A 26,529-nucleotide genomic window follows, 5' to 3' on the forward strand; every position below is an offset into this window, starting at 1 on the left:
GCATAAAATTCAAAAGAGAAAGGATTTCATTAACGCAATAATGCTATTATCGCCACTACCATAATTAGTAGAAATGTCGTTTTGGTGATATCAGAAGAAGATATCGACGATCAATTATTTGTTGCACTAACAGGGTATGTTTAATATTGCCGCATCACCTGACGACACCATCACTTTTTAACTTATTGACTGCGCCTTTAATTTCACGACTCAAAATAACTTATATTTCATGTTGTGATAATAACCCTGTAAGTGATTATACATTTCCATTAATCATTAAGCCGGAGTAAACCTTCTCGTCACTATTTCGAATACCGACGTTGCTACAGTGCCTGTCAGCCGCCATGTTTCCACTTTTGATCGACCGTCTCTTTCATTCGAAATTTTACCTGCGCTACATGCTTTCTCTCTCGATGCTATCTATCCTGCCTACCGGATGATAGATACAATTTATTATTAAAATGATAAAATTTCGTTATAATTTCTTTAAATAGTTGCATGCCAACATTTTTAACTCATTGTTATAAAGATAATTACAGGCAAGAGCCGTAACTCGACCGCGTGGATTTCCATCTCCGCCAGTCATTGCTTTTGCTTATTACCCAGCCGTTGCGCGACCAAACACGTCAGGAGTCAGTATGAACACTAAAAGACGCTCAGTTCCCGGTATCAGACACTACGATGGTCCTGCCGGCGGCTGGGGCGCGTTGAAGGCGACGGCCATTGCAGTACGTACCCAAATGGATACCCTGGACGCTCCCGCGACGCTGCTGCGTACCAACCAGCCGGACGGTTTTGACTGCCCCGGCTGCGCGTGGCCCGATAAAGAGCACAAGTCGACATTCCAGTTCTGCGAGAACGGCGCGAAAGCGGTGACCTGGGAAGCGACCAGTAAGCGCGTGACGCTCGATTTTCTGGCGGAAAACAGCGTCTCCTCGCTGCTGGCTAAATCGGACTTTGAGCTGGAAGGTTACGGTCGTCTGACGCATCCCCTGCGCTATGACCGGGCCAGCGATACCTTCCGGCCCGTCGCCTGGGACGAGGCGTTTCAACGCATCGGGGAAATATTGCGCGGGCTCGAACCGGACCAGGTCGAGTTCTATACTTCCGGGCGCGCCTCCAACGAAGCGGCGTATCTGTTCCAGCTGTTCGCCCGCGAGTACGGCACCAATAATTTCCCGGACTGCTCGAATATGTGTCACGAGGCCACCAGCGTCGGCTTGCCGCGCTCCATCGGAATTGGGAAAGGCACCGTCTCGCTGGATGATTTCGACAAGACTGAGCTGGTGATCTCCATCGGTCACAACCCCGGCACCAACCATCCGCGAATGATGGGTACCCTGCACGAGCTGGCGCGTCGCAATGTGCCGATTATCGTTTTCAACCCGCTGCGCGAACGCGCCCTCGAACGTTTTGCCGACCCGCAAAGCGTGATTGAAATGGCAACCTATGGCTCTACGGACATCGCCTCGACCTACTTCCAGGTGAAGGCCGGGGGCGATGCCGCCGCGCTGAAAGGCATTGCTAAACACCTTCTGGAGATGGAGGCCGAACGCGGTGACGTGCTTGACCGCGCGTTTATTGCAGAACACACCCGGGGTATTGAAGATTTTGCCGCCGATATCGCGCAGACCCGCTGGGACGACATTGAGCGCGAGTCGGGGCTCAGCCAGGCGGCGCTCAAAAAGGTGGCCGAGGCCTATGCCAAATCAAACGCCACCATCATTACTTACGGAATGGGGATTACCCAGCACAATAAAGGCACGGCGAACGTCCGCCTGATTGCTGACCTGCTGCTTCTGCGCGGGAATATCGGCAAGCCCGGCGCGGGGATCTGCCCCCTGCGCGGCCACTCTAACGTTCAGGGGAACCGGACCGTCGGGATTAGCGAGAAGCCTGCCCCGGCCTTCCTGAACCGCCTGAAAGAGGTGTTTGGCTTTGAGCCCCCTTCCCGTCACGGACACGATGCGGTACAGGCGACGCAGGCCATGATCGACGGTCGCGCAAAAGCGCTCATTTGCCTCGGCGGTAACTTTGCCGTCGCGATGCCCGACCACGAGAACGGTTTCCCGGCGATGGGTAACCTGGATCTGAGCGTGCACGTCGGGACCAAGCTGAACCGTACCCATCTGCTGGTGGGCAAAGAGACCTTTATTTTCCCGTGCCTCGGCCGCACGGAGCTGGATATGCAGGCCACCGGCCGCCAGTCCATCACCGTCGAAGACTCTATGTCGATGGTGCATGCTTCCTCCGGCAAGCTGAAACCCGCCTCGCCGTTGCTCCGTTCGGAGCCTGCCATAGTCGCTGGCCTCGCAAAGGCTACCCTGCCGGAAACACGCGTGGACTGGCTGACGCTGGTCGAGGATTACGACCGCATCCGCGATTTGATCGAGCAGACCATTCCGGGCTTTGAGAACTACAATGCGCGGATCCGTGTTCCCGGCGGCTTCCGCATGCCGCTGCCTCCGACACAGCGTATCTGGCCGACCGCAACGGGCAAAGCGATGTTCTCGGTTTTCGACGGCGTACAGGAAAACGCCAGCGGTGAAGGCGAGCATGTGCTGCGCCTGATCACGCTGCGCAGCCACGATCAGTACAACACCACCATTTACGCCCTGGACGATCGCTACCGTGGCGTATTTGGCCGCCGCGACGTGCTGTTTATGAACGAAGAAGATATGGCGCAGTCAGGGCTGGAACACGGCGATCGCGTGGATATCGAAACCGCCCTCCCCGGCAGCGCGCAGCGTCTGGAAGATATTACGGTGGTGGCGTACAACATCGCCCCGGGCTCCGTCGGCGCGTATTACCCGGAGGCCAACGTGCTGGTGCCGCTCGATTATCTCGATAAGGACAGCGGTACGCCGTCGTATAAATCGGTTCCGGTTCGCATTACCCTGCGCTCGAAAGAGATCCGCATGCTGTAAGGCTTTACGCGCAGAGAAGAGTGATGGACATAAAACAGTTAAAATATTTACTCGCGCTCGACGAGACCCGCCACTTTGGTAAAGCGGCATTGCGGTGCAACATCACCCAGCCGACCCTCTCCATGCGCATCCGCAGCCTGGAAGAGGAGCTGGGGCTGGTGCTGATCGTGCGCGGGCAGCGCTTTGAAGGGTTTACGCCGGAGGGAGAGCGCATCCTCGCATGGGCGCGCGCGCTTCTTGCCGCACACGACGGATTGCAGGCGGAAGCCGCGCTGTGTAAAGGCCAGGTGGTGGGAGAACTCCGTCTGGGGATGGTGCCGCTGGCGAGCGTGGATCCGATGATCTTTATCCGCCTGCTTACGCAAAAGTACCCGGAGCTGACCTACAGCCTCTATTCTATGTCTTCGGCGCAGATTGCCGACGGCGTCAGCCGCAATCAGCTTGAGCTGGGGATTTGCTACCTGAACAGCATCGACACCAGCCTGTTTGACATTATTCAGCTTCCTAAAACGAAGATGGGGCTGCTCCACGACACCCGTCATTTCCAGCTTACCCCGGAGACGCTGACCTGGCACGACCTGACGGATTTTCCGCTGGGGTTCCTGACCAAAGGGATGCACTACCGGGCGCATATGGAGGCCAGCTTTAAAGCTGCTGGCATCGAACCGACGGCCGTTTTTGAGAGCGACTCCACGTTCCAGATCATTCAGGCGGTTCAGAGCGGCGTATGCTGCGCCGTGATGCCGCTGAATAACGGGCTGGAAGCCCTGAACAGCACTTTCAGGATTGTCCCCATCGCCGACGCGAACATTGAGGCTCCCATCGGCCTGATTATGCGCAGGCAGAAACCCGTCTCTTCGCTGGCGCTGCGCTGCTTTACCGACGCGCAGGCGATTTATCACGCGGACAAGGAGGCGTAAGCCTGCCGCGACACCACACTAAAACCGCCGATCAGCACTGCGGCGCAGACCTCCCGGTATTCCGGCGCACTCACCAGCTCGCGCAGCGCATCGCGAATGGCGCTGAGCGTTTCTGGGGACGTGCGTCGCGACGTGATTAATGGCAGCCCTGGCGTCAGCGGCGTTCGATCGAACGCCGCCAGCCCCGCAAGCCGTTCCGGCTCATGACGCTCCAGCAGCGCCCAGGTCACGCAGTCGATGGCGGCGATATCGCTCTTCCCGCGCTGCACGTCAATCAGCGACTGACGGTGGCTGCCGCTGAAGGACGTTTGTGAAAAAAATGGTCCGTCAACAATCAGGGGAGCCACCTTTTTTCGCAGCGCGTTATAGCCGGACTGCGAGTCTTCCGAATTACAAACCGCCCGACGTCCGCGGAAATCCGCCAGCGTGAGATGCCTTTCCTCCGCGCGCGCTACCAGAAAACTGCGGTACTGGCTCCCTTCGCAGCCCGCGGCGGTATAGTGAAAACAGCCCACCACCTGTACCTCCGGGAGCTGCGTCACCAGCGGGTAGCCGCATGTCTGGCTGAGGATAAGCTCAGGCTGTTGCCAGTGGGCCAGCAGGTCAGACTCCGGCCAGCCGGGAGCACCACCGACGGGCACGCCACGCGCAGCCAGCAGATGCTGAACCGCCAGCCAGAGCGCGCGGGTATCGCCGCGATCCACGGCGTACATGGGAAACGCCAGCAGGTTACTCATACCTCTCCTCCTGTTGTTTTCCGGGATGGACGGTGACCTCCACTGGCCGGGTCCAGAACTGGCGTAGCCATTCACCGTAGCCCCGGACCACAAAGCCGTGGTTACGCTGCCAGTACGCCTCCCGGTTTTGCCGGTAGATCGTCGGCAACCCGTACCAGGGAACGCCCGGTAAATCGTGGTGAATAGAATGGTAGTTGAGATTCAAAAACAGCACCCGCCAGACTAGCCCGGCCTCGTTAATCACCGAGCGCGCGAGCGGATCGTCTGCCGCCCGATGTTCGTAGAACGAGCGGACTTTGGTCAGCGCCAGCGCCGGATAGCTTACCGCCAGCACAAACCAGACGGGCGAAAAGCCGTGATGCACCATCCACGCGAAAAGTGCCGCCAGCAGCAGAGCGTGAACCAGCCACATCGCCATCGCCCGCAGGTGAAAATGACGAAACGCCGCCCCGGCGCTGCCCAGCGTCTGGACGATATCCAGCAGGGGCGCCAGCAGAAGCCGCCCGGCGAAGGTATTCCGGGCCCGGATCAGGCGCTTCTGCCACGGGGAAAAGCGCGCCCAGCTCGCCTCGGTGAAATAATACGACTCCGGGTCATCCGCCGGATCGGTCAGGCTATCGTACCGATGGTGGGCCAGATGGGAATCCCGGTACAGGCCGTACGGATACCAGACCGCCAGAGGGAGCGTGCCGAACAGCTGGTTAAGCCAGGCAAAACGGGTGGGATGCCCGTGGATCAGCTCGTGCTGCAGGGACATGTACCAGGCGGTAAACCAGATAAGCAGCAGCGTGGCGGGAAGCAGGCCGAGCGTTTGCCAGAATGTTAGGGTGGAAAACCAGCCGGTATAGATAATGACGATCAGCAGCCACGTAGGGAGTTCACTTCGCCACAGAATCCCAGATGCAAGTCGGTGGATGTGATTGCGCTGCTGCGGATGTAAATAGAGGGAGCTTCGTTTACTCATTCCTTCAGACGCCGTTTCGCCAGAGACAATGCTCTGACGATCGGGGATAACGCCTGAAATGACAAAGAACTTAAATCGCTTTGCTTTGCCGGAAACGCAGGGTCACGCCCGGCTTGACTTATTCTTTGGTAAAGGTACTTTTCAGGACATGAAGAAAATATTAATTATCGTACCTGACGGCGGCATGCTGTTTGAGGCCGCCGGTATCGCCGACATTCTGATGCAGGCCAACCGGCTGCATCCGGAAGGGCTTGCCCAGCCCCGCTACCGTATCATCATTGCCACCACGCAGCCCCACCAGGTGATCCACGGCCAGTCTGGCCTGAACCTGCTGGCGGACTATCGTCTGCCGGAGCTGGATCCGCGCGAACCGCTGGACACCATTATCATCACCGGACGCGGGATCAACGAGCAGGAGAGCACGGCGGTGGTGGACTGGCTGCACCTCGCTGCCCCGCACGCCCGGCGGGTCGCCTCCATTTGCGGGGGCGCGATGCTGCTTGCCCAGACCGGCTTGCTGGACGGCCGCCGTGCAACCACCCACTGGCGGCTGCTGGAGACGATGCAAGCCCAGTACCCGGCTATCCACGTCGAAGGCGGCCCGCTGTATATTCAGGATGGCCCCATCTGGACCTCCGGCGGCGTGAGTTCCGGGTTCGATCTGACCCTGGCGCTGGTGGAAGACGACTACGGATTTACCCTCGCCCGCGACGTGGCGCAGGATATGGTGATGTATCTGCGTCGCCCCGGCGGACAGCTGCAGTTCAGCCGCTATAGCCTGCAGCAGCCTGGCGCATCGGGGCCTATCAGCGAACTGCAAACCTGGATCCTGCAGAACCTCACCGCCGACCTGTGCGTGGAAAATTTGGCCGAAAAGGTGGCGATGAGCCCGCGCAATTTCACCCGAGTTTTTACCCGCGACGCGGGAGTCTCGCCTGCCCGTTACGTGATGGAAGCGCGCCTGGCCGCCGCCCGACAGCTGCTTGAGCAGACCCATGATCCCCTTGAGCGGGTTGCCGAGCAAAGCGGGTTTGGCACCAGCATTAACCTGCGCCGCGTGTTTGAGAAACAGCTCCACCTCACGCCAGGCGAGTATCGCCAGCGCTTCCACTGCCGCAAGATGGCGTAATCTGATCCTTTTTTGTCGTTTACGCCAACCGGCCCCGCGCCTACAGTGACTCCAGACAACAGAGATAAGGAGTGCACCATGGTTAAGGTCGGTATTAACGGTTTCGGCCGTATCGGACGTAATTTCCTGCGCGCGGCGCTGGGTAACCCGGATCTTCAGATTGTGGCCATTAACGATCTGACGGACAGTAAAACCCTCGCCCACCTGCTGAAACATGATTCCCTTCTGGGCAAACTGCCCGCGCCCGTTGAAGCGGCTGACGGCGCGCTGCAGGTGGACGGTCAGCGGATTGTGGTGTTTAGCGAACGCGACCCGGCAAATATTCCGTGGCGCGATGTTGGTGTTGACGTGGTAATTGAGGCCACCGGCTTCTTTACCGATCGGGAAAAAGCGGCGGTGCACGTCACGCAGGGTGGCGCAAAGCGCGTCATCATCTCCGCGCCCGGCAAGAATGACGATCTGACGGTTGTGATGGGAGTGAACCACGATCGCTACGACCCGGCACAGCACGTGGTCGTCAGTAACGGGAGCTGTACCACTAACGGTCTGGCGCCGGCGGCTCAGGTGCTGCATCAGCAGTTCGGGATCGAGCATGGTCTGATGAACACGACGCACGCCTACACCAACAGCCAGGCGCTGCACGACCAGCCGGAAAAAGATCTGCGCGGCGCGCGCGCGGCGGCGCTGTCGATTGTGCCTTACTCCAGCGGCGCGGCGAAAGCGCTGGGCAAAGTGATCCCCTCCCTGGACGGCAAGCTGACCGGGTACTCCCTGCGCGTGCCGGTGCCGGTGGTGTCGATTGTGGATTTAACGGTAACGCTCAGCCGTAGCGTAACCGCCGAAGAGGTGAATGAGGCGTTCCGCAACGCGGCCGCCAGCGGGCCTCTGAAAGGGATCCTGGGCTATAGCGATGAACCGCTGGTCTCCAGCGACTACCAGGGCGACCCGCGCTCCTCCATTATCGACGGGCTTTCCACGCTGGTAATTGGCGGGAACATGGTGAAGATCCTGGCGTGGTATGACAACGAGTGGGGCTTCTCTAACCGCCTGGTGGATCTGGCGGTGCTCATGGATAAGAAAGGGCTGTAAGCCTGGAGCCGGGTGGCGCGAACGCTCACCCGGCAAAAAATCATTCCGCTTTCACTTTCACGCCCATCAACACAATCACCATCGCCGTCACCAGCAGGAACCCGCTTCCGGCGAATACGCCGCTGGCACCGTTAAGGTCAAATACCGCCCCGCCCCCGGCCGCACCGGCGCTTATCGCCAGCTGGATTGAGGCCACCAGCAGCCCCCCTGCACTTTCGGCTTCATCCGGAACGGTGGTGGCAAGCCAGGTTGACCAGCCCACCGGAACCAGACCAAACGCAAAGCCCCATAGCGCCACCAGGAAACCGTCCAGCATTGCCAGATGGCCAAACGCCACCATCGTCAGCGCCAGTATGCCCATGGCGAACGGCACCAGCGCCAGCGTCAGGCGCAGATTACGTGCCAGCAGATGTCCGGCAACGGAAGTACCGACAAAGTTCGCCAGCCCAAAGCCCAGCAGGATCAGTGAAATGGTCTCAACGTTCGCCTGCCCCACCGTTTCCAGAAACGGGCGCAGGTAGGTAAAGAAGGCGAAATGGCCGCTGAAGATCAGAATAGTGGCCAGCATGCCGCCGATCATGCCCGGTCGACGCAGCACGCGGAACAGCGTGCTGAGGCTACCGCTGCTCTCGGGCTTCATGGACGGCAGCACCCAGATCTGCCACAGCAGCGCCAGTACGCTCGGCAGTATGCAGAGCACAAAGACGTTGCGCCAGCCGATCAGGCTACCCAGATAGCTCCCCAGCGGGGCAGCAACCACGGTGGCAATCGACACGCTGGAGAAGATCACCGCCAGCGCCTTCGGCACTTTATCCGTCGGAACCAGGCGCATCGTGGTGGCCGTCGACATCGCCCAGAAGCCACCGATGGCGACCCCTAACAGCAGGCGCCCCATCAGCAGGACGTGCAGCGTAGGCGCAAAGGCCACCAGCAGGCTGGAGATGATTTGCAGCACGGAGAAAAACATGAGTACCCAGCGACGGTCGATACTTTTGGTCGCCGGCGTAATCAGAAGCCCGGTGACCAGCGCCACCAGCGCGGTGGCGGTGACGGCCTGCCCGGCCATGCCCTCGCTGACGCCCAGGCTCGCGGCCATCGGCGTCAGCAAACTGGCTGGCAGGAACTCAGCCGTTATCAACCCAAACACGCCCAGCCCCAGTGAATAGACGGCCCGCCAGGCGGGTCTGGCTGGCGCCACGGCCTCTCTCGCCACGACACATGAATTCATCTGTTGTTCTCCCGTTATAAAAATGTGACAACTGTCGCAAAAGCATAGAGGGTTCACCGTGGACGATCTATGACATATAATCTCCACTTATTGATTATTCGTCCGGAGTTGCGCCATGACCGTTCAGTCCCCCGATTTGATCAGCGAACTCTTACGCGGCATGCGCCTGTCGGGCGTGAAATACCGACGGATTGAAGCCAGCGCGCCGTTTGGCGTGGCGTTCCACCAGGCGCCCGGTAAGGCGCAGTTCCATTTTGTGAGCCACGGTAGCGCCCTGCTGCGTATGGAGAGCGGTGCGACCTTCGAACTGAGCGGCGGCGACGCGCTGTTTATTCCTGGCGGGAATGCCCACGCCCTGCTCTCTGACGCGCAGGCAGCCATTACCCCGGTGAACGCTTTTCCGAGCGAACCTATCTGCGGCTCGGTGTGCGCCATTACCTGCGAGCCCTGTCCGGAGAGCGAGAACACCATCATCTTTAGCGGGTGTATGGATTTTGAGCTCGGCGGGATGCAGCCGCTGATCAAAGCAATGCCGGAAGTGATGATGGTCAGCCGGCTGATGTCCACCTGGCCGGAAATTCATCCGCTACTGGCGGCGATGGAGCGAGAATCCATGACCCGTCAGGCCGGTTTCGCCGGGATCCTTGCCCGGCTGGCTGATGTGGTGGCGGCGTTAATTGTGCGCGGCTGGGTTGAGGGCGGCTGCGGTAAAGCTACCGGCTGGGTGCAGGTTTTACGCGACCCGCGCCTGAGCCGGGCCATTTACGCCATGCACCAGCAGCCTGGCCTGAACTGGAGCGTGGCGGACCTGGCGAAAGAAGCGGGCACCTCACGCTCCGTGTTTGCCGAACGGTTTCTGGCCGCGACGGGGACGACCCCGGCAAAGTATCTCAGCGAACTGAGAATGCGGCTGGCGATTCAGTACATTCGTCACGAAAATCAGCCGATTGAAACGGTCGCCCTGCGGCTGGGTTACGGATCGCTGGCGGCGTTTAGCCGGGCCTTTAAGCGCATCATTGGCCATGCGCCGGGCACGCTGCGGGAAGCCGGCCAGGCCCCGGAAGAGGTCTGACCGGCAGGCTGGCATCAGAAAGAGTATTTAAAGCGCACGCGGCCACCGTAGCGATCGTCGTTTTTCTTATCGCCCGCTTTCGGCGAAGCGTTGACCCAGGACGCATACGCGCCCAGATAGATGTTGAAGTTTTTCATCTTCATGACGTTCGGGATCAGATCGTATGGATGGTATGAATATCGTACTCGCCCTTCGCGTCCAGGTAAGCGGTGTTGAGGTTCATGACCACGCCGTTCTCCGGATCGGTTTTAAGCCCGTCCCAGGTCATAGTAAACCCGTAGCCGTCGCTGTAGAGATCGTCCGACTTTAATTTCCCCGTCGTTCACAGAACCGAAGAAGAATACCGCATCATCGAGATACATTTTCCCGCCGAGAGGCTGAACGGAAAATCCGGCAAAATTGCCGTTATCCATTTTCCGATAACCATCAAAACCTCATAAATTATGCCCGTTAATATCCCAGCGTTCTTTATATCCCGGCGCCCGGTCGCTATTAGTGCTTTGCTTAATGGAGGTCAGACTGCCTGTTTTACTGGCGGCATCTATATTAAACTCCACGTCACCATAAAATTTAATATCACCAAACCCTGAAAGCGTCAGCTTTGGCGGTTCGGCTTTGCTCACCGGCTCTTCGGACTGCACAACAACGGCGGGTGCTGCCTGCGCGGCGGCCGCCTGCTGCTGTCTAAGCGCCGGAATAAAATGCACTTATCAGTTTTACCGTTTTTTTTTAATTTCATAAAATCCATCCTGATTATAAAAGTGAATACGCAAATAGAGAGCATCGCCATTTCGACTACATAGCCTTTTGGGTTCTATTATTTTTTTTGTTGCACAACAAATCCTTCCGGACAGGGCGTGCGAAGCGGTAAATTGTCTGGTTCTGCGCAAAATGGGATATTCAACACGCGAAGCGGGCAATATTCGTCTAAGGTTTTCAGGTGATTGATAACAGCGGTCACGCTGTTCAGGAATACAGGAGACGAACCGATGATAAGACCTCGTACTTTACGCCCTGCTCTTTTGCACCTCGCGCTGGGAGGCGCGCTGCTCGGTGTGGCAACGATGGGTTATGCTGAAGAACAGCCAGCCTACCAGAAAAATTCACCCGATATTTTGCTTGGCCCTCTGTTTAACGACGTGCAGAGTGCCAAACTGTTTCCCGATCAGAAAACCTTTGCCGATGCCGTTCCCAAAAGCGACCCGCTGATGATACTGGCGGATTACCGGATGCAGCACACCCAGACAAGCTTTGACCTGCGCCACTTTGTGGAGATGAACTTCATACTGCCTGCGGAAGGTGAAAAATATGTGCCGCCTGCGGGACAAAGCTTACGTGAGCACATTGACGACCTCTGGCCTGTGCTGACGCGCACCACGGATAAAGCCAGTAACAAATGGGATTCCCTGCTGCCGTTACCGAAACCTTACGTTGTGCCCGGCGGGCGCTTCCGCGAGGTCTACTACTGGGATAGCTATTTCACCATGCTGGGCCTGGCGGAGAGCGATCACTGGGACAAAATCAGCGATATGGTGGATAACTTTGCGTATGAGATTGATACCTTCGGCCATATCCCCAACGGTAACCGCAGCTACTACCTGAGCCGCTCCCAGCCGCCGTTCTTCTCACTGATGGTTGAGCTGCTCGCGACGCATGACAAAGACGCGCTGAAAAAATACCGTCCACAAATGGAGAAAGAGTACACCTACTGGATGGAGGGTGTCGAAAGCCTTCAGCCTGGGCAGGCTAACCAGCGCGTGGTGAAGCTCGATGACGGTTCCGTACTCAACCGCTACTGGGACGATCGCGATACCCCGCGCCCGGAGTCCTGGCTTGACGATATCACCACGGCGAAGAGCAACCCTAACCGGCCTGCGACGGAGATCTACCGCGATTTGCGCTCCGCGGCGGCCTCGGGCTGGGACTTTAGCTCCCGCTGGATGGACGACCCGCAAAAGCTCGGCACCATCCGCACCACCAGCATTGTGCCCGTCGATCTGAACGCCCTGATGTTTAAAATGGAAAAACTGCTCGCGCGAGCAGGCCAGGAGGCAGGCGACAGCGCGGCGGCGAGTAAATACGAGGCATTAGCAACCGCGCGTCAAAAAGCCATCGAGCGCCACCTGTGGAACGATAAAGAGGGCTGGTACGCCGATTACGATCTTAAGAGTAAGAAGGTGCGTAACCAGCTCACGGCGGCGGCCCTCTTCCCGCTCTACGTGAAGGCGGCGGCGCAGGATCGCGCCGATAAAGTGGCCGCGGCCACCTCCGCGCGCCTGTTGAAGCCGGGCGGTATTACCACCACCACCATCAACAGCGGCCAGCAGTGGGATGCGCCAAACGGCTGGGCACCGCTGCAGTGGGTGGCAACGGAAGGGTTGCAGAACTATGGGCAGGATAAGGTTGCAATGGACGTGACCTGGCGCTTCCTGAAGAACGTTCAGCACACTTATGACCGCGAGAAGAAGCTGGTGGAGAAATATGATGTCTCTTCTACCGGTACCGGCGGTGGCGGCGGTGAATATCCGCTCCAGGATGGGTTCGGCTGGAGTAACGGCGTGACGCTGAAAATGCTGGATCTGGTTTGTCCGAAAGAGAAACCGTGCGACAGCGTGCCGGAAAATCAGCCTGCGGCGAACGATGAGGCTGCGCCGGTGAAAGCTGCGGCGCAGTAAGTGAGTATTGCCGGGTGATGGCTACGCCTTACCCGGCCTTCATTTTGAACTCACAGGGATTTAGAAGCTGTAACTCGCCCCTAGCTGATACGTCCTGTCACGCCCAATCCAGCAGTTGGTCGCATCGTAGCAGGTCAGCGTCTCTTTATTGGTGATGTTCTGCATACTCGCCTTAAGCGTCAGCCCCGCCAGCGAAGGCAGAATTTCGCCCATCCGGTACGACGCCGCCAGATCGTACTGCGTAGTGCCCCCCAGCTTACCCGCATCGTTAGACGGTGAAATCTCCATCGGCCCGGTATAGCGCGCCCCGGCCCCCAGCATCAGCCCCTTCAGCGGCGCGCTCTCGAAGGTGTAGTCCCCCCACAGGTTGAACGCATTTTCCGGCACCTGAGTGGGACGCTTGCCCTGGTATTTATCATCTTCGGTATTAATTACGTGGGTGTAGGCATAGTTGGCAATCAGCGTCAGGTTGTCCGTCGGGCGGCTGATGGCGGAGAGCTCCGCGCCTTTGGATTCCACTTCACCAGTCTGACGGTAGTTCAGGAAGCCCGGGTCGGAGGTGACGACGTTTTTCTGCCGGATGTTAAACACCGAGGCGGTAAACGTCGTGGCGTACTCGGCCAGCAGATATTTAACCCCTCCTTCCACCTGCTTGCTGGTGGTTGGCTTGACGTCTTTCGCCGTGAGCGTCCCCTGCGGCGAGACCGGTGCAAAACCTTCTGAATAGCTGATAAACGGCGAAATACCGTTATCGAAGGCGTAAAGCGCCCCCAGGCGTTTGGTAACGCGATCCTGCGATACCCAGGCCTTATCGCCGTTTTGCAGGTAATCGGTGGTGACGGAGCGGTAATCGTCGTAGCGCAGGCTGCCCAACAGACTTAAGCCGCCAAATTCCACCTGATCCTGCAGGTAGTACCCGTTCTGCTGGTAGCTGAGGCGGTTTTTCTGGGCGGTGTAGAGCCCCAGCGCGCTTTCGTGGATTTGCGAATAGTCCGGATTACGCATATCCATGCCCGGCGTAGTCGACGCGTAGCGGTAGTGGAAATGGGAGTTCAGCCTCTGATAGTCAAACCCGGCCAGCAGATGGTGTTTCCATTCGCCCAGCGCAACGGTTTTTGTCACCTGGTTGTCGATGTTGAAGCTCTTAAGATCTTCATCGGTGGTATAGGCAAAGCGGTTAAGCTGATAGACCTCACTTCCCGTTCCCGTCGCGTAGACGCTGTTCTGGTGGGTATCGACGTCGAAATAGCGCGCTTTCTGATTAAAGCCCCAGCCGCTGTCAAATTCGTGTTCGAAGCTGTAGCCCAGCATCCACTGCCGCTGCTTAAACCCGCTCCACTCATCTCCGGCGTAATCCCGGCGATCGGCATATTTGGACCGCAGATAAGCGAGCGGCAGCGGGTTAGACGGCGTCAGGCTCGGGGAGTTTTGCGCCAGAGCATCCAGGGTGAGGCGAGTTTTACTGTCGGGTTGCCATGTAACGGACGGGGCGACCAGATAATTTTCATAGCGGCTGGTGTGCGGCTGATCGTTATTCTCCGTCGCCTTACCCAGCAGGCGGTAATTCCAGTCGCTGTCGGCAATTTGTCCGGTCGAATCGAGGTAGCCTTCTTTCAGATTACGGTTCCCGGTGTTAAAACCGACCTCGGTTCGGGCTTCCCGCTGCGGCTTTTTGCTTTGAATATTTACCAGCCCGCCCGGCGAACCGCCGCCGTAAAGCACCGATGAAGGCCCTTTCAGGATATCGACGCTCCCTATTAACAGCGGATCGATGCGCGCCTTGGTGTTGCCGGTGACGTTATAGGGTAGCTGCAGTCCGTTGTAAAACTCCTGATCAACGGTAAAGCCACGAATTTTGTATTCGCTCATGTAGGAGGTATTCCCCCGCACCTCGGTTGAGACGCCTGGGGCATAGCGCAGGATTTCATTCACGGAGTTCGCGTGACGCTTTTCGATCTCCGGCGCAGAGAGCGTGTTGATAACCTGCGGCGTTTTACTTTCGGCAACGGCCGATTTGGTGGCGCTGTTGGTCCAGGCCGGCAGCGCGCTGCCCTGCTCTGAGCCCGTGACGACAATGGTTGATTCTTCGGCGAAAGCCTGGACCTGCAATGCCAGCGTGACGGCACCCGCCAGGGTGCATAACGTAAAACGTGAGGAGTTCATAATGTCGTCTTGTTATTACATGTAATACGGAACGACAATTATTATCATTTAGATTAGCAAATCAATATAGCGGCAAAAAAAACGGCCCTCCGCAGAGAGCCGTTCTGTCATTTTATGCTCGTCGCAGTAATCTGAATATGCCCAGCACGACAATGGCTCCCACGACAGCGACCAGGAAACTGTGCATGTCGAAACCACTGATGTCACCACCAAAACCAAACATCGTCGCCAGCCAGCCGCCTACAACCGCACCAACGACCCCGAGTACGCAGGTCAAAATAAAGCCGCCGCCATCGTTTCCCGGCATGATCAGTTTTGCGATAGCGCCGGCAATAAGGCCAAAGATAATCCAGGCGATGATACCCATAGCAATGCCCTCTTGCAGATTAAACGCATGTACAGAAAACCTTCTGCACAGCTAACTTAAGTATAGGTCATCACCGGAAAACCAGTTTCGTCTCACCGACTTATCCTGCGGACAACGGTAAAAAAATCTCACCGGTTTGTATTAAGTTTGAGGGTGGATTGCCGATAACGCTAAGACAGTCTGTCATCAATCAAGGAGCCATCCGGCGTGAGTCATTACAGTGAGCAGTTCATCAAGCAAAATCCGCTGGCTGTATTAGGGGTATTACGCGACCTGCAAAAAGGCGAAGTGCCGCTGCGCATCAGCTGGTCGAATAATCAGTTTATCAGCAAGATCCTTGACGTCTCGCAGGAGAGGCTGGTTATTGACCTGGGCAGCCTGGAGTATGAAAACCGCGCGGCGCTGAAAGCAGAGAATATCGTGGTCATGGCCGAAACCCATGGGGCCAAAGTGGAATTTGTCCTGCCGCGACTGGAATTGAGCGAATACCAGGGACTTCCGGCTTTTGTTACCCTCCTTCCTGGCAACCTCTGGTTTGTCCAGCGCCGTGAATATTTCCGCATCAGCGCCCCGCTTCATCCTGCCTATTTTTGTAAGGCTAAAATGCCGGACAAAAAAGAGATCCGCTTCCGTCTCTTTGACCTGTCGCTGGGCGGAATGGGCGCGCTGATGGATACCCCGAAGCCGGAGGGTCTGGTAGAAGGCATGCGGTTCACGCAAATTGAACTGGATATGGCGGGCTGGGGCCGTTTTTATTTCGATGCACAGCTGATTGCCATCAGCGAGCGCACGGTGGTGGACAGCAAAAATGAAACGATTACCACGCCGCGTCTGAGCTTCCGTTTTCTGAACGTCGGGCCCGGCGCGGAGCGCGAGCTGCAGCGCATTATCTATTCGCTGGAACGGGAAGCACGGGAACGTGCGAATAAGGTTCTGTAGGAAAAGTCGGGCAGCGAGCGCCGCCCGTTTGCGGCATTACATGGCATCCATCGCTTTCTGTACTTTCCAGATATAGCGAGGCGCCTGCGGTGCCGGATGATTTTTCGCCACATGCTCGACGAACTCATCTTTGTCCATGTCGTTGATCTCCTCAATCGCCTCTTTGCGGTCAGAGGAGAAGGTTCTGAGCAACGCCCCGGCGCCATTCACGTACGAGACCACCAGCGCGTATTGCATCACTTCCGGATCCTCAATGCCCTTCAGCACGCCGTGTTCCAGAATGCTCAGGTAAGCGGTCCCCATAGAAATGTTGCGTTCCGGGTTCTTCAGCTCGCTGGTCGACGGCTGGCCGCTCCAGCCCATATAGCGGTAGACCTCTCTCCCCGCCGTAGAGGCTTTCAGCTGCATCAGCCCCACCGCGTTGGATTTGCTGACAAGCGTAGGATTGCCACCGGACTCCACCGCAATAATGGCGGTGATCAGCCGCGGGCTGACGCCCCACGCCTTCCCGGCTTTTTCACTGATCGGCATCCACTGCATGGCCCGTTTCACCGGCACTTCCGGATTCCAGGGCGGGTTTTGATAATCATGTTTTGAACTACAGCCAGCCAGCAAAACAATCAAAAAAGCAAACCATCTCAATTTCACGTCATCTATCCTTATAGCCGGTCATCGCGGTGCGCCGCCCTTGAAGCAGGCGGCGTATACGCGGCATGATATAGACAATTAGTTTCTCATTCAGCAAGGAATTGCCATGTCTCAGTTTCATCTCATCGCGCCGTCGGGCTACTGTATTAACCAGGACGCGGCGCAGCGGGGCGTTCAGCGCTTACTGGAATCCGGCCATCAGGTAGAAAATCAGACAATTATCCCCCGCCGCCAGCAGCGTTTTGCCGGAACAGAAGCGCAGAGGCTAAATGATATCAATAGCCTGGTGAACCTGAAGGGCGAAAACCGAATAGTCCTTGCGGTGCGCGGCGGCTATGGTGCGAGCAGGCTGCTTGAGAGCATTGACTGGCAGGGCCTGGCGCAGCGCCAGCAGCAGGATCCGCTGCTGATATGCGGCCACAGCGACTTCACCGTTATCCAGCTTGGGCTGCTGGCACTGCATAACGTCATCACGTTTAGCGGCCCGATGCTGGCCGGTAACTTCGGCGCCCCGGAGCTGAATGCGTTTACGGTTGAACACTTCTGGCGCGCGCTGCGCACTCCTACCTACAGCGTGGAGTGGCAGGGCAATGGACCGCACTGGGAATGTGAAGGCCAGCTCTGGGGCGGTAACCTGGCAATGCTGGTTTCGCTTATCGGCACGCCGTGGATGCCGGACATCGAGGACGGCATTCTGGTGCTGGAAGATATTAACGAACATCCGTTCCGCGTCGAACGGATGCTGTTGCAGCTTTATCATGCCGGTATTCTCGATCGCCAGTCCGCGATCGTGCTGGGCAGCTTCAGCGGCTCTGCCCCGAATGACTATGATGCGGGCTACTCCCTGGAAACGATGGTCGATTTCATCCGCTCGCGGCTGGATATTCCGGTTATCACCGGTCTGGATTTCGGCCATGAGCAGCAGACCGTTACCCTTGCGCTGGGCGCGCAGGCGACGCTTACACATGATGTTTCGGGCAGTCGGTTAACGATCGGTGGTCATCCGGTCATAAAAGCATAAAAAACCCCCTTAATAAAACGCTGTTGCCGTTGTTAATATGTTAGGGTTTTAGTAACAGCGTTAACATTGAGGTGGGAGAAAGAGAACATTGGATGCCGCAGCGATAATCAGCCTTTTCATTTTGGGTTCTGTACTTGTAACCAGCAGTATTTTATTAAGTTCATTTTCATCGCGTCTTGGCATACCCATTCTTGTTATTTTCCTTGCCATCGGCATGCTGGCCGGCGTTGACGGCATCGGCGGTATCCCCTTCGATAACTATCCCTTCGCCTACATGGTGAGTAACCTCGCGCTGGCGGTGATCCTGCTCGACGGCGGGATGCGCACTCAGGCGAGCTCCTTCCGCGTGGCCTTAGGGCCTGCGCTGTCGCTGGCGACCGTCGGCGTGTTGATCACCTCCGGCCTCACCGGGATGATGGCCGCATGGCTTTTCAATCTCAATCTCATGGAAGGCTTGCTGATTGGCGCAATCGTTGGCTCTACCGATGCGGCGGCGGTCTTTTCCCTGCTTGGGGGTAAAGGGCTTAACGAACGCGTTGGCTCAACGCTTGAGATTGAATCCGGCAGTAACGATCCGATGGCGGTGTTCCTGACCATCACGCTGATAGAGATGATCCAGCAGCACGAGACGGGCCTGAGCTGGATGTTTGCCCTGCATATTCTGCAGCAGTTCGGGCTGGGGATTGTCATCGGCCTGACGGGGGGATACCTGTTACAGCAGACGATCAACCGCATTTCTCTGCCCTCGGGGCTTTACCCTCTGCTGGCGCTGAGCGGCGGCATTCTCATTTTTGCCGTTACCACCGCGCTGGACGGCAGCGGTATTCTCGCCGTCTACCTCTGCGGGTTCCTGATGGGCAACCGCCCTATTCGCAACCGTCATGCTATTTTGCAGAACTTTGACGGCCTGGCGTGGCTGGCGCAAATCGGCATGTTCCTGGTGCTGGGCCTGCTGGTGACCCCGTCGGACCTGCTGCCGATCGCCGTTCCGGCGCTGCTGCTGTCGGCGTGGATGATCTTCTTCGCCCGTCCGCTCTCCGTATTTGCAGGCCTGCTGCCGTTTCGCGGTTTTAACCTGCGCGAGCGCGTCTTTATCAGCTGGGTCGGCCTGCGCGGCGCGGTGCCGATTATCCTTGCGGTGTTCCCGATGATGGCCGGTCTCGACAACGCGCGGCTGTTCTTCAACGTGGCGTTCTTCGTGGTGCTGATTTCCCTGCTGTTCCAGGGCACGTCGCTCGGGTGGGCGGCGAAAAAGGCCAAAGTAGTGGTGCCGCCCGTAGGCTGGCCGGTCTCCCGCGTGGGGCTGGATATTCACCCGGAAAACCCGTGGGAGCAGTTCGTCTATCAGCTGAGCGCCGACAAATGGTGCGTGGGGGCCTCGCTGCGCGATTTGCACATGCCGACTGAAACGCGCATTGCCGCCCTGTTCCGCGATAATGTCCTGCTGCACCCGACTGGCAGCACCCGCCTGCGCGAAGGGGATATTCTGTGCGTCATTGGCCGCGAGCGCGACCTGCCCGCGCTGGGCAAGCTGTTCAGCCAGTCGCCTCCCGTGGCGCTGGACCAGCGTTTCTTCGGCGATTTTATTCTGGAAGCCAGCGCCAAGTTTGCGGATGTGGCGCTCATTTATGGCCTGGATGAAGGTGCAGAAGACGGTGATAACCCGCAAACGCTGGGCGAAATCATTCAGCAGCGGCTTGGCGCTGCGCCGGTTGTGGGTGACCAGGTGGAGTTTGCCGGGATGATCTGGACGGTGGCAGAAAAAGAAGATAACGCGGTGCGGAAGGTCGGTTTGAGGCCGATGGAAGAGGACGCGGAGTAGTTTTTTTGCCGGGTGGCGGCTTCGCGTCACCCGGCAAAGATACAAGTTACACCGTCACAACCGGCACTCTTGGTGCCAGGGCGCACATCAGTTCATACCCTACCGTTCCCGCCGCGGCCGCCACGTCATCAATTTTGATTTCGTTGCCCCACAGCTCGACCGGTGAACCGATGCCCGCCTGCGGGCATGGCGTCAGGTCAACGGCCAGCATATCCATTGATACCGTGCCTACCGTTCCCGTGCGCACCCCATCAACCCACACTGGCGTGCCGGTCGGCGCGATACGCGGATAGCCGTCGGCATAACCGCCCGCGACGATGCCAATCCGCTGCTCGCCCTTCGCCCGGAAGCGGCTGCCGTAGCCTACCGTGTCGCCCGCCTTCAGCGTCTGCACGCCGATGATCTCGCTGCGCAGGGTCATGACCGGCCTCAGGCCGCTGTTGGCAATATCCTGCCACTGGCCTGAGGGTGATGCACCGTACAGAACGATCCCCGGACGCACCCAGTTATAGTGGGCTTCAGGATGCCAAAGCGTCGCCGCCGAGTTCGACAGAGAGCGCGGACAATCGAGCCCTTCAGCCGCCTGCTCAATGCGGACCATAGCATCAGCAATGCCGTCCGGTTTTTCCGCATCGGCAAAGTGCGCCATCAGCGTCATTTCGCCGACGTTTTTCAGGCCACGCAGCTGCTGCCAGACCGTATGCACCCGCTCGGGCTGGAAGCCCAGGCGGTTCATGCCGCTGTTCACCTTGAGATAAATATCCAGCGGAGCGTGGAGCTTCGCATCCTGAATGGCTTTAATCTGCCAGTTGCTGTGAACGCTGGTGGTCAGGCGATACTTATCCAGCAGCGGCAGATCGTCCGCGTGGAAGAACCCCTCCAGCAGCAGAATAGGCCCTTTCCAGCCGCGCTCGCGCAGCAGGATGGCCTCTTCGAGATTGAGTAACGCAAAACCGTCGGTCGCGCCGAGCGCGCTCCATATACGGTCAATACCGTGGCCGTAGGCGTTTGCCTTGACGACTGACCAGACGCGCGAACCAGGTGCTGCCCGGCGAACAATTTGCAGGTTTTCCTTCAGGGCCTGCAGATCCAGCTGAGCCAGAACAGGACGGGACATGACAACTCCTTAATTATGCGCGCCGTGCAGGTGCTGAGGACGCGATGGCGTAAATCCTGATTGATAGCGCGCAGCACTTAAATCGTCAAACGGAATTGCCGGCGTGCGCCCGGAAATCAGGTCGCTCAGCAGCTGGCCCGAGCCGCAGGCCATCGTCCAGCCGAGCGTGCCGTGTCCGGTATTGGTCCACAGGTTTTTGTATGGCGTGCGGCCTACAATCGGCGTGCCGTCCGGGGTCATCGGACGCAGGCCGGTCCAGAACGTCGCCTGTTCCACAAACCCGCCGCGCGGGAAGAGATCGCCCACTACCATCTCCAGCGTTTCACGACGCGGCTGCAGCAGCTCGGTGTTGAAGCCGACAATCTCCGCCATGCCGCCGACGCGAATACGCTTATCGAAGCGGGTAATGGCGATTTTATAGGTTTCATCCAGGATGGTTGACACAGGCGCCCCGCTCTCCTCTTTCACCGGGATAGTCAATGAATAGCCCTTGAGCGGGTAGACCGGAATATCGAGGATGCCTTTCAGCATGGCGGTGGAGTAGGAACCAAACGCCATCACGTAGGCATCCGCCTTTATCACCTCGTCGCCGCACTTCACGCCATAAATTTTTTCGCCTTCCGACAGCAGCTTGTCGACGGAGGTATTAAAGCGGAATTTCACCCCAGCCTGCTCGCACATCTGTGCCAGACGCTGGGTAAAGAGCTGACAGTCGCCGGTTTCGTCATTCGGCAGACGCAGACCGCCGGTCAGCTTGTGGGCCACTTCGGCCAGCGCGGGTTCCACCTGCCCCAGCTGGCTGGCTTCCAGCAGCTGATACGGTACACCGGCATCTTCCAACACGGCGATATCGCGGGTGGCGTTTTCATACTGTTGCTCGGTGCGGAACAGCTGCAGCGTGCCGCCCTGACGGCCTTCGTACTCAATCCCCGTCGACGCGCGCAGGGCTTTGAGGCAGTCACGGCTGTATTCCGCCAGACGCACCATGCGGCCTTTGTTTTCCATGTAGTGCCGGGTGTCGCAATTGCGCAGCATCTGCCACATCCACTTCAGCTGGAACTGCGTGCCGTCAAGGCTGATGGCCAGCGGCGCGTGGCGCTGGAACATCCATTTGATTGCCTTCAGCGGCACGCCGGGCGCCGCCCACGGGGCCGCATAGCCAGGAGAGATTTGACCGGCATTTGCCGCACTGGTTTCAAGCGCCGGGCCGGATTCACGATCGATAACGGTAACCTCATGTCCCGCCTGACTTAAATACCAGGCGCTGGTTACGCCAACGACACCACTTCCCAGTATGACAACACGCATAGCCACTCCATTATGAGCAAAAGAACAATCATCTAATTACAGATTGATAACCTAGTTGAAAATATTATTCAACATACGACTTTTTTATGGTGACTTACCTCACACATCCCCCAGCATTAGGGGAAAGGGATAATTTGGGATCTCCTGCTGAGCTTTATTTTTAACCAGCATAAAATTCTGATGAGTGCGCTTTTTTTGCCGTATCAAAAACGGGAAATCGCAAAGAAAAAATTTCTGCGCCAGCACGCTTTTTAACACGTTGATCTATGCTTGAAAGGAGGCTCTCCAGACAGAGAGAGCACCCACAACGAGGGCGCGCTAATGGCTACTATTGATTCCCTGAACAAGGACAACACACGTCTGAGCGATGGACCCGACTGGACCTTCGAGCTGCTGGATGTCTACCTCGCCGAAATCGACCGGGTGGCAAAACTGTATCGCCTGGATACCTATCCCCATCAGATTGAGGTGATTACCTCCGAACAGATGATGGACGCTTACTCCAGCGTCGGGATGCCGATCAACTATCCGCACTGGTCGTTTGGTAAAAAATTCATTGAAACGGAGCGGCTGTACAAGCACGGCCAGCAGGGGCTGGCGTATGAGATCGTCATTAACTCCAACCCGTGTATCGCCTATCTGATGGAAGAGAACACCATTACCATGCAGGCGCTGGTGATGGCGCACGCCTGCTACGGCCATAACTCCTTCTTTAAAAATAACTATCTGTTCCGCAGCTGGACGGACGCCAGCTCCATCGTCGATTACCTGATCTTCGCCCGTAAATATATTACTGATTGCGAAGAGCGCTACGGCGTGGACGAGGTAGAGAAGCTGCTCGACTCCTGCCACGCGCTGATGAACTACGGCGTGGACCGCTATAAACGCCCGCAGAAAATCTCACTGCAGGAGGAGAAAGCCCGGCAGAAAAGCCGCGAGGAGTATCTGCAGAGCCAGGTGAACATGCTGTGGCGCACCCTGCCGAAGCGTGAGGAGGAAAAAACGATTGCCGAAGCGCGTCGTTACCCGTCCGAGCCGCAGGAAAACCTGCTCTATTTTATGGAGAAGAACGCCCCGCTGCTGGAGCCGTGGCAGCGCGAGATTTTGCGTATCGTGCGTAAGGTGAGCCAGTATTTCTATCCGCAGAAACAGACCCAGGTGATGAACGAAGGCTGGGCAACATTCTGGCACTACACCATTCTCAACCATCTGTATGACGAGGGGAAAGTCACCGAGCGGTTCATGATGGAATTCCTCCACAGCCATACTAACGTGGTGTTCCAGCCGCCCTACAACAGCCCGTGGTACAGCGGGATTAACCCGTATGCGCTGGGCTTTGCGATGTTCCAGGATATTAAGCGCATCTGCCAGTCGCCAACGGAAGAGGACAAGTACTGGTTCCCGGATATCGCCGGTTCTGACTGGCTGGAAACGCTGCATTTTGCGATGCGCGACTTTAAGGATGAGAGCTTTATCAGCCAGTTCATGTCGCCGAAGATCATGCGCGATTTCCGCTTCTTCACCGTACTGGACGATGACCGCAACAACTATCTGGAGATCTCCGCGATCCACAACGAGGAAGGATACCGGGAGATCCGCTCCCGCCTCTCCTCCCAGTACAACCTGAGCAACCTTGAACCCAATATTCAGGTGTGGAACGTGGACCTGCGCGGCGACCGCTCCCTGACGCTGCGCTATATCCCGCACAACCGCGCGCCGCTGGATAAAGGACGTAAAGAGGTGCTGAAGCACGTGCACCGCCTGTGGGGCTTTGACGTGCAGCTGGAGCAGCAGAATGAGGACGGCAGCGTCGAGCTGCTGGAACGCTGCCCGGCGCGGTTGAATACGCTGTAGCGCCACCGGGCGAAAAAAAACCTCTCGATTGAGAGGTTTTTTATTTTAGCGACTCTGAATCGCCAAATCGCCCGGCAGCGTTTTCTGCATACGGTGCCAGATTTCACCGGAGTCGTGGCCGTAGCGGCGTACGGTTTCATAAACCTGATCGTGCAGGCCTTCGGTGCAGAGCTTGCTCAGCTTATGGTAGAAGCCCAGCGCCAGACTGCGGGCTTCAGGGTTAGCGAAGTAGTGACGACCAATGCGGGTATAGAGCCCTTTCATACCGTTGAGGATCAGGCCATAAACCGGGTTGCCGGAGGCAAACGCCAGGCCGCGAAACACGTTGTAATCGAGGGTGGCAAAGGCGTCGGCGTGATCTTCAACTTCATTCGCGCTGGCCAGCACCGCAAGCGCATCTTCAGGATGCTGACGGAAAGCGGTACGAATAAAAATAGTCGCGATGTTGGTGCGCACGGAGAGCAGATTATCAATCAGCTGCGGCACGCTTTCGTGGTCGAGGCGCGCCAGCGTTTCAAGAATGTTCAGCCCCGAGGTTTCCCAGAAGTTGTTTACCTTTGTTGGCTTGCCGTGCTGGATCGTCAACCATCCATCACGCGCCAGTCGCTGAAGCACTTCACGCAGCGTGGTGCGAGTGACGCCAATCAGTTCAGAGAGTTCGCGTTCAGCCGGAAGAATGGACCCCGCAGGGAAACGATTATTCCAGATGCTTTCAATGATGTACTCTTCCGCGAAACCCGCCGGGCTCTGCGCCTTAATGACCATAGTGAGATTTCCATTACACAGCTTTTTGCAAATTGGACTCATCATACCAGAGGCGTGCAACGGCAGGTAGCGCGGCAAAGTGAGAAAAGAGGGATCGCCGTTTCATTTTTGTGAAATTTACAATGCGGTCTTATCCGCCTCCGGGCCACGATTTTTGCGTATACTGATGTTTTGTATTACTTAACGGGAAGGACGTCTGTTGTGGAAATTTCTTTTGGGCGCGCGCTGTGGCGCAATTTTTTAGGCCATTCTCCTGACTGGTACAAACTGATACTGCTGGTTTTCCTGGTCGTTAATCCCATCATTTTTAGCGTGGATCCGTTTATCGCCGGGTGGCTGCTGGTGGCGGAATTTATCTTCACCCTGGCCATGGCGCTGAAGTGTTATCCCCTGCTGCCCGGCGGTTTGCTGGCGTTTGAAGCCGTTGTCATCGGCATGACGTCCGCAGAGCATGTAAAAGCAGAGCTGGCCTCCAATCTGGAAGTGCTCCTGCTGCTCATTTTTATGGTGGCCGGTATCTACTTTATGAAACAGCTGCTGCTGTTTATCTTTACCCGCCTGCTGCTGAGCATTACGTCAAAAACGATCCTCTCGCTGGCGTTTTGCCTTGCCGCCGCCTTTCTGTCGGCCTTCCTGGATGCGCTCACCGTTGTCGCGGTGGTGATCAGCGTCGCCGTCGGATTTTACGGCATTTATCACCGCGTGGCCTCCTCTCGCCCAAGTGAGGATTTACAGGACGATAGCCACGTCGAGGCGCATAACCGCGACGTGCTGGAACAGTTCCGCGCGTTTCTGCGCAGCCTGATGATGCACGCAGGGGTCGGTACGGCGTTGGGCGGCGTGATGACCATGGTGGGCGAGCCGCAAAACCTGATCATCGCGAAAGCGGCTGAATGGCATTTTGGCGAGTTTTTCCTGCGCATGGCCCCCGTCAGCGTGCCTGTGCTGGTCTGCGGGTTGGCGACCTGCATTCTGGTCGAAAAATTCAGGCTGTTCGGCTACGGCGCACAGCTGCCTGAACCGGTCCGCAATGAACTGCATAAATTTGACGAGCAGAGCCGCAAACAGCGTACGCGCCAGGAGACGCTGCGTCTGATTGCGCAGGGGATCATCGGCATCTGGCTTATCGCCGCGCTGGCGTTGCATCTTGCCGAAGTCGGGTTGATTGGCCTCTCCGTCATTATTCTTGCTACCACCTTTAGCGGGGTAACGGACGAACATGCTATTGGTAAAGCCTTTACCGAAGCCCTGCCGTTTACCGCGCTGCTGGCGGTCTTTTTTGCGGTCGTGGCGGTGATTATTGACCAACACCTTTTCGCACCGATTATCGCGTTTGTGCTTCAGGCCTCGCCGGACTCGCAGCTTACGCTGTTCTATCTCTTTAACGGTCTGTTGTCCTCTATTTCCGATAACGTCTTTGTCGGGACGGTGTATATCAATGAGGCCAAAGCGGCGATGGAGCAAGGGATCGTCAGTACCGGGCAGTTCGACCTGCTGGCGGTAGCCATCAACACCGGAACAAACCTGCCCTCCGTTGCAACACCTAACGGCCAGGCGGCATTTCTCTTCCTGCTGACCTCGGCGCTGGCACCGCTCATACGGCTTTCTTATGGAAGAATGGTCTGGATGGCGCTGCCGTACACGCTGGTGCTCACCGTTGTTGGTTTGCTGTGCATCAAAATTACTCTCGTTCCCTGTACGCAATGGCTGCTACAAGCGGGTATACTTGCGGCGCATTAAAATTCGTTTACACTGCGCTTTCTAAGCATGTTCCAGGGAAATGA

General features: G+C 57.4%; 20 protein-coding genes and 1 pseudogene. 11 read left to right on the top strand and 10 right to left on the bottom strand.

Features of this window, described 5'->3' with window-relative positions:
- Positions 1–638: 638 nt before the first annotated feature.
- Together INF73_RS14655 and INF73_RS14660 are read left to right on the top strand one after the other, a co-directional pair.
- Positions 639–2,927, top strand: coding sequence for an FdhF/YdeP family oxidoreductase (locus tag INF73_RS14655; RefSeq protein ID WP_193540586.1), 2,289 nt, complete (start codon positions 639–641; stop codon positions 2,925–2,927).
- A 23-nt stretch (positions 2,928–2,950) separates the two neighbouring features.
- Positions 2,951–3,847 (top strand): LysR family transcriptional regulator, encoded by an 897-nt coding sequence (locus tag INF73_RS14660; protein ID WP_048956565.1) that lies wholly within the window; start codon positions 2,951–2,953, stop codon positions 3,845–3,847.
- Here INF73_RS14660 and INF73_RS14665 read toward each other — a convergent pair.
- Positions 3,826–4,584: a phosphate/phosphite/phosphonate ABC transporter substrate-binding protein gene (locus INF73_RS14665; RefSeq protein ID WP_028013498.1), complete on the bottom strand. Its 759-nt coding sequence runs from the start codon at positions 4,582–4,584 to the stop codon at positions 3,826–3,828. The two genes, INF73_RS14660 and INF73_RS14665, sit on opposite strands and share 22 nt — an antisense overlap.
- A complete protein-coding gene (locus INF73_RS14670) occupies positions 4,577–5,548 on the bottom strand; it encodes a fatty acid desaturase (protein WP_193540584.1) in 972 nt (323 codons plus the stop codon). Before INF73_RS14670 ends, INF73_RS14665 begins: the two co-directional genes overlap by 8 nt.
- A gap of 148 nt (positions 5,549–5,696) precedes the next feature.
- On the opposite strand from INF73_RS14670, the gene INF73_RS14675 reads away from it, so the two are divergent.
- Together INF73_RS14675 and gap are read left to right on the top strand one after the other, a co-directional pair.
- Positions 5,697–6,677, top strand: coding sequence for a GlxA family transcriptional regulator (locus tag INF73_RS14675; RefSeq protein ID WP_047364876.1), 981 nt, complete (start codon positions 5,697–5,699; stop codon positions 6,675–6,677).
- A 78-nt stretch (positions 6,678–6,755) separates the two neighbouring features.
- The gene (gene gap, locus INF73_RS14680; RefSeq protein ID WP_049138809.1) at positions 6,756–7,766 is read left to right on the top strand and encodes a type I glyceraldehyde-3-phosphate dehydrogenase; all 1,011 of its coding nucleotides are present in this window, start codon (positions 6,756–6,758) and stop codon (positions 7,764–7,766) included.
- A 40-nt stretch (positions 7,767–7,806) separates the two neighbouring features.
- On the opposite strand, the gene INF73_RS14685 is transcribed toward gap, so the two are convergent.
- A complete protein-coding gene (locus INF73_RS14685) occupies positions 7,807–8,994 on the bottom strand; it encodes an MFS transporter (protein WP_045260284.1) in 1,188 nt (395 codons plus the stop codon).
- 115 nt (positions 8,995–9,109) lie between these two features.
- Here INF73_RS14685 and INF73_RS14690 point away from each other — a divergent pair, with 115 nt between their 5' ends.
- Positions 9,110–10,066, top strand: coding sequence for an AraC family transcriptional regulator (locus INF73_RS14690; protein ID WP_028013503.1), 957 nt, complete (start codon positions 9,110–9,112; stop codon positions 10,064–10,066).
- Positions 10,067–10,080: 14 nt separating this feature from the next.
- Here the strand turns inward: INF73_RS14690 and INF73_RS14695 are convergent.
- Positions 10,081–10,773, bottom strand: a pseudogene (locus INF73_RS14695) (carbohydrate porin).
- 282 nt (positions 10,774–11,055) lie between these two features.
- Between INF73_RS14695 and INF73_RS14700 the strand changes: the two are divergent.
- Positions 11,056–12,741, top strand: coding sequence for an alpha,alpha-trehalase (locus tag INF73_RS14700; protein WP_193540582.1), 1,686 nt, complete (start codon positions 11,056–11,058; stop codon positions 12,739–12,741).
- Positions 12,742–12,801: 60 nt separating this feature from the next.
- On the opposite strand, the gene INF73_RS14705 is transcribed toward INF73_RS14700, so the two are convergent.
- On the bottom strand, positions 12,802–14,904 hold the full coding sequence (locus INF73_RS14705) for a TonB-dependent siderophore receptor (protein WP_193540580.1): 2,103 nt from the start codon (positions 14,902–14,904) through the stop codon (positions 12,802–12,804).
- A gap of 112 nt (positions 14,905–15,016) precedes the next feature.
- On the bottom strand, positions 15,017–15,271 hold the full coding sequence (locus INF73_RS14710) for a GlsB/YeaQ/YmgE family stress response membrane protein (protein ID WP_028013508.1): 255 nt from the start codon (positions 15,269–15,271) through the stop codon (positions 15,017–15,019).
- A 207-nt stretch (positions 15,272–15,478) separates the two neighbouring features.
- Between INF73_RS14710 and INF73_RS14715 the strand changes: the two genes are divergently transcribed.
- Positions 15,479–16,210: a flagellar brake protein gene (locus tag INF73_RS14715; protein WP_193540578.1), complete on the top strand. Its 732-nt coding sequence runs from the start codon at positions 15,479–15,481 to the stop codon at positions 16,208–16,210.
- A gap of 36 nt (positions 16,211–16,246) precedes the next feature.
- Here the strand turns inward: INF73_RS14715 and emtA are convergent, their stop codons facing one another.
- Positions 16,247–16,858, bottom strand: a complete 612-nt coding sequence (emtA, locus tag INF73_RS14720) for a membrane-bound lytic murein transglycosylase EmtA (protein WP_028013510.1) — start codon at positions 16,856–16,858, stop codon at positions 16,247–16,249.
- A 106-nt stretch (positions 16,859–16,964) separates the two neighbouring features.
- On the opposite strand from emtA, the gene ldcA reads away from it, so the two are divergent.
- Together ldcA and INF73_RS14730 are read left to right on the top strand one after the other, a co-directional pair.
- Positions 16,965–17,879 carry a muramoyltetrapeptide carboxypeptidase gene (ldcA, locus tag INF73_RS14725; RefSeq protein ID WP_193540576.1) on the top strand — a complete coding sequence of 305 codons (915 nt, stop codon included), beginning with the start codon at positions 16,965–16,967 and terminating at the stop codon, positions 17,877–17,879.
- Between the two features lie 88 nt (positions 17,880–17,967).
- Complete coding sequence (locus INF73_RS14730) at positions 17,968–19,701, top strand: potassium/proton antiporter (RefSeq protein WP_193540574.1); 1,734 nt, start codon at positions 17,968–17,970, stop codon at positions 19,699–19,701.
- A gap of 46 nt (positions 19,702–19,747) precedes the next feature.
- Here INF73_RS14730 and dadX read toward each other — a convergent pair whose 3' ends face one another.
- Both dadX and INF73_RS14740 read right to left on the bottom strand, forming a co-directional pair.
- Positions 19,748–20,818 carry a catabolic alanine racemase DadX gene (dadX, locus tag INF73_RS14735; protein WP_028013513.1) on the bottom strand — a complete coding sequence of 357 codons (1,071 nt, stop codon included), beginning with the start codon at positions 20,816–20,818 and terminating at the stop codon, positions 19,748–19,750.
- 9 nt (positions 20,819–20,827) lie between these two features.
- The gene (locus tag INF73_RS14740; protein ID WP_192987264.1) at positions 20,828–22,126 is read right to left on the bottom strand and encodes a D-amino acid dehydrogenase; all 1,299 of its coding nucleotides are present in this window, start codon (positions 22,124–22,126) and stop codon (positions 20,828–20,830) included.
- Positions 22,127–22,447: 321 nt separating this feature from the next.
- On the opposite strand from INF73_RS14740, the gene INF73_RS14745 reads away from it, so the two are divergent.
- Positions 22,448–23,980 (top strand): SpoVR family protein, encoded by a 1,533-nt coding sequence (locus INF73_RS14745; RefSeq protein WP_023293929.1) that lies wholly within the window; start codon positions 22,448–22,450, stop codon positions 23,978–23,980.
- Positions 23,981–24,025: 45 nt separating this feature from the next.
- Here INF73_RS14745 and fadR read toward each other — a convergent pair whose 3' ends face one another.
- Positions 24,026–24,745, bottom strand: coding sequence for a fatty acid metabolism transcriptional regulator FadR (fadR, locus tag INF73_RS14750; protein WP_028013515.1), 720 nt, complete (start codon positions 24,743–24,745; stop codon positions 24,026–24,028).
- 201 nt (positions 24,746–24,946) lie between these two features.
- Between fadR and nhaB the strand changes: the two genes are divergently transcribed.
- Positions 24,947–26,485, top strand: a complete 1,539-nt coding sequence (nhaB, locus tag INF73_RS14755) for a sodium/proton antiporter NhaB (protein WP_048998676.1) — start codon at positions 24,947–24,949, stop codon at positions 26,483–26,485.
- Positions 26,486–26,529 lie beyond the last annotated feature (44 nt).

This window comes from Enterobacter cloacae complex sp. P6RS (assembly GCF_014982245.1).
Classification (GTDB): Bacteria; Pseudomonadota; Gammaproteobacteria; order Enterobacterales; family Enterobacteriaceae; genus Enterobacter; species Enterobacter bugandensis.

Excerpts from the sequence above, each read along its gene's own strand:
- ldcA (WP_193540576.1), top strand. The coding sequence starts at position 16,965 with ATGTCTCAGTTTCATCTCATCGCGCCGTCGGGCTACTGTATTAACCAG.
- dadX (WP_028013513.1), bottom strand. The coding sequence starts at position 20,818 with ATGTCCCGTCCTGTTCTGGCTCAGCTGGATCTGCAGGCCCTGAAGGAA.
- INF73_RS14675 (WP_047364876.1), top strand. The coding sequence starts at position 5,697 with ATGAAGAAAATATTAATTATCGTACCTGACGGCGGCATGCTGTTTGAG.
- fadR (WP_028013515.1), bottom strand. The coding sequence starts at position 24,745 with ATGGTCATTAAGGCGCAGAGCCCGGCGGGTTTCGCGGAAGAGTACATC.
- INF73_RS14700 (WP_193540582.1), top strand. The coding sequence starts at position 11,056 with ATGATAAGACCTCGTACTTTACGCCCTGCTCTTTTGCACCTCGCGCTG.
- INF73_RS14685 (WP_045260284.1), bottom strand. The coding sequence starts at position 8,994 with ATGAATTCATGTGTCGTGGCGAGAGAGGCCGTGGCGCCAGCCAGACCC.
- INF73_RS14705 (WP_193540580.1), bottom strand. The coding sequence starts at position 14,904 with ATGAACTCCTCACGTTTTACGTTATGCACCCTGGCGGGTGCCGTCACG.
- INF73_RS14745 (WP_023293929.1), top strand. The coding sequence starts at position 22,448 with ATGGCTACTATTGATTCCCTGAACAAGGACAACACACGTCTGAGCGAT.
- INF73_RS14710 (WP_028013508.1), bottom strand. The coding sequence starts at position 15,271 with ATGGGTATCATCGCCTGGATTATCTTTGGCCTTATTGCCGGCGCTATC.
- INF73_RS14690 (WP_028013503.1), top strand. The coding sequence starts at position 9,110 with ATGACCGTTCAGTCCCCCGATTTGATCAGCGAACTCTTACGCGGCATG.
- INF73_RS14665 (WP_028013498.1), bottom strand. The coding sequence starts at position 4,584 with ATGAGTAACCTGCTGGCGTTTCCCATGTACGCCGTGGATCGCGGCGAT.
- INF73_RS14740 (WP_192987264.1), bottom strand. The coding sequence starts at position 22,126 with ATGCGTGTTGTCATACTGGGAAGTGGTGTCGTTGGCGTAACCAGCGCC.
- INF73_RS14660 (WP_048956565.1), top strand. The coding sequence starts at position 2,951 with ATGGACATAAAACAGTTAAAATATTTACTCGCGCTCGACGAGACCCGC.
- INF73_RS14655 (WP_193540586.1), top strand. The coding sequence starts at position 639 with ATGAACACTAAAAGACGCTCAGTTCCCGGTATCAGACACTACGATGGT.
- gap (WP_049138809.1), top strand. The coding sequence starts at position 6,756 with ATGGTTAAGGTCGGTATTAACGGTTTCGGCCGTATCGGACGTAATTTC.
- INF73_RS14670 (WP_193540584.1), bottom strand. The coding sequence starts at position 5,548 with ATGAGTAAACGAAGCTCCCTCTATTTACATCCGCAGCAGCGCAATCAC.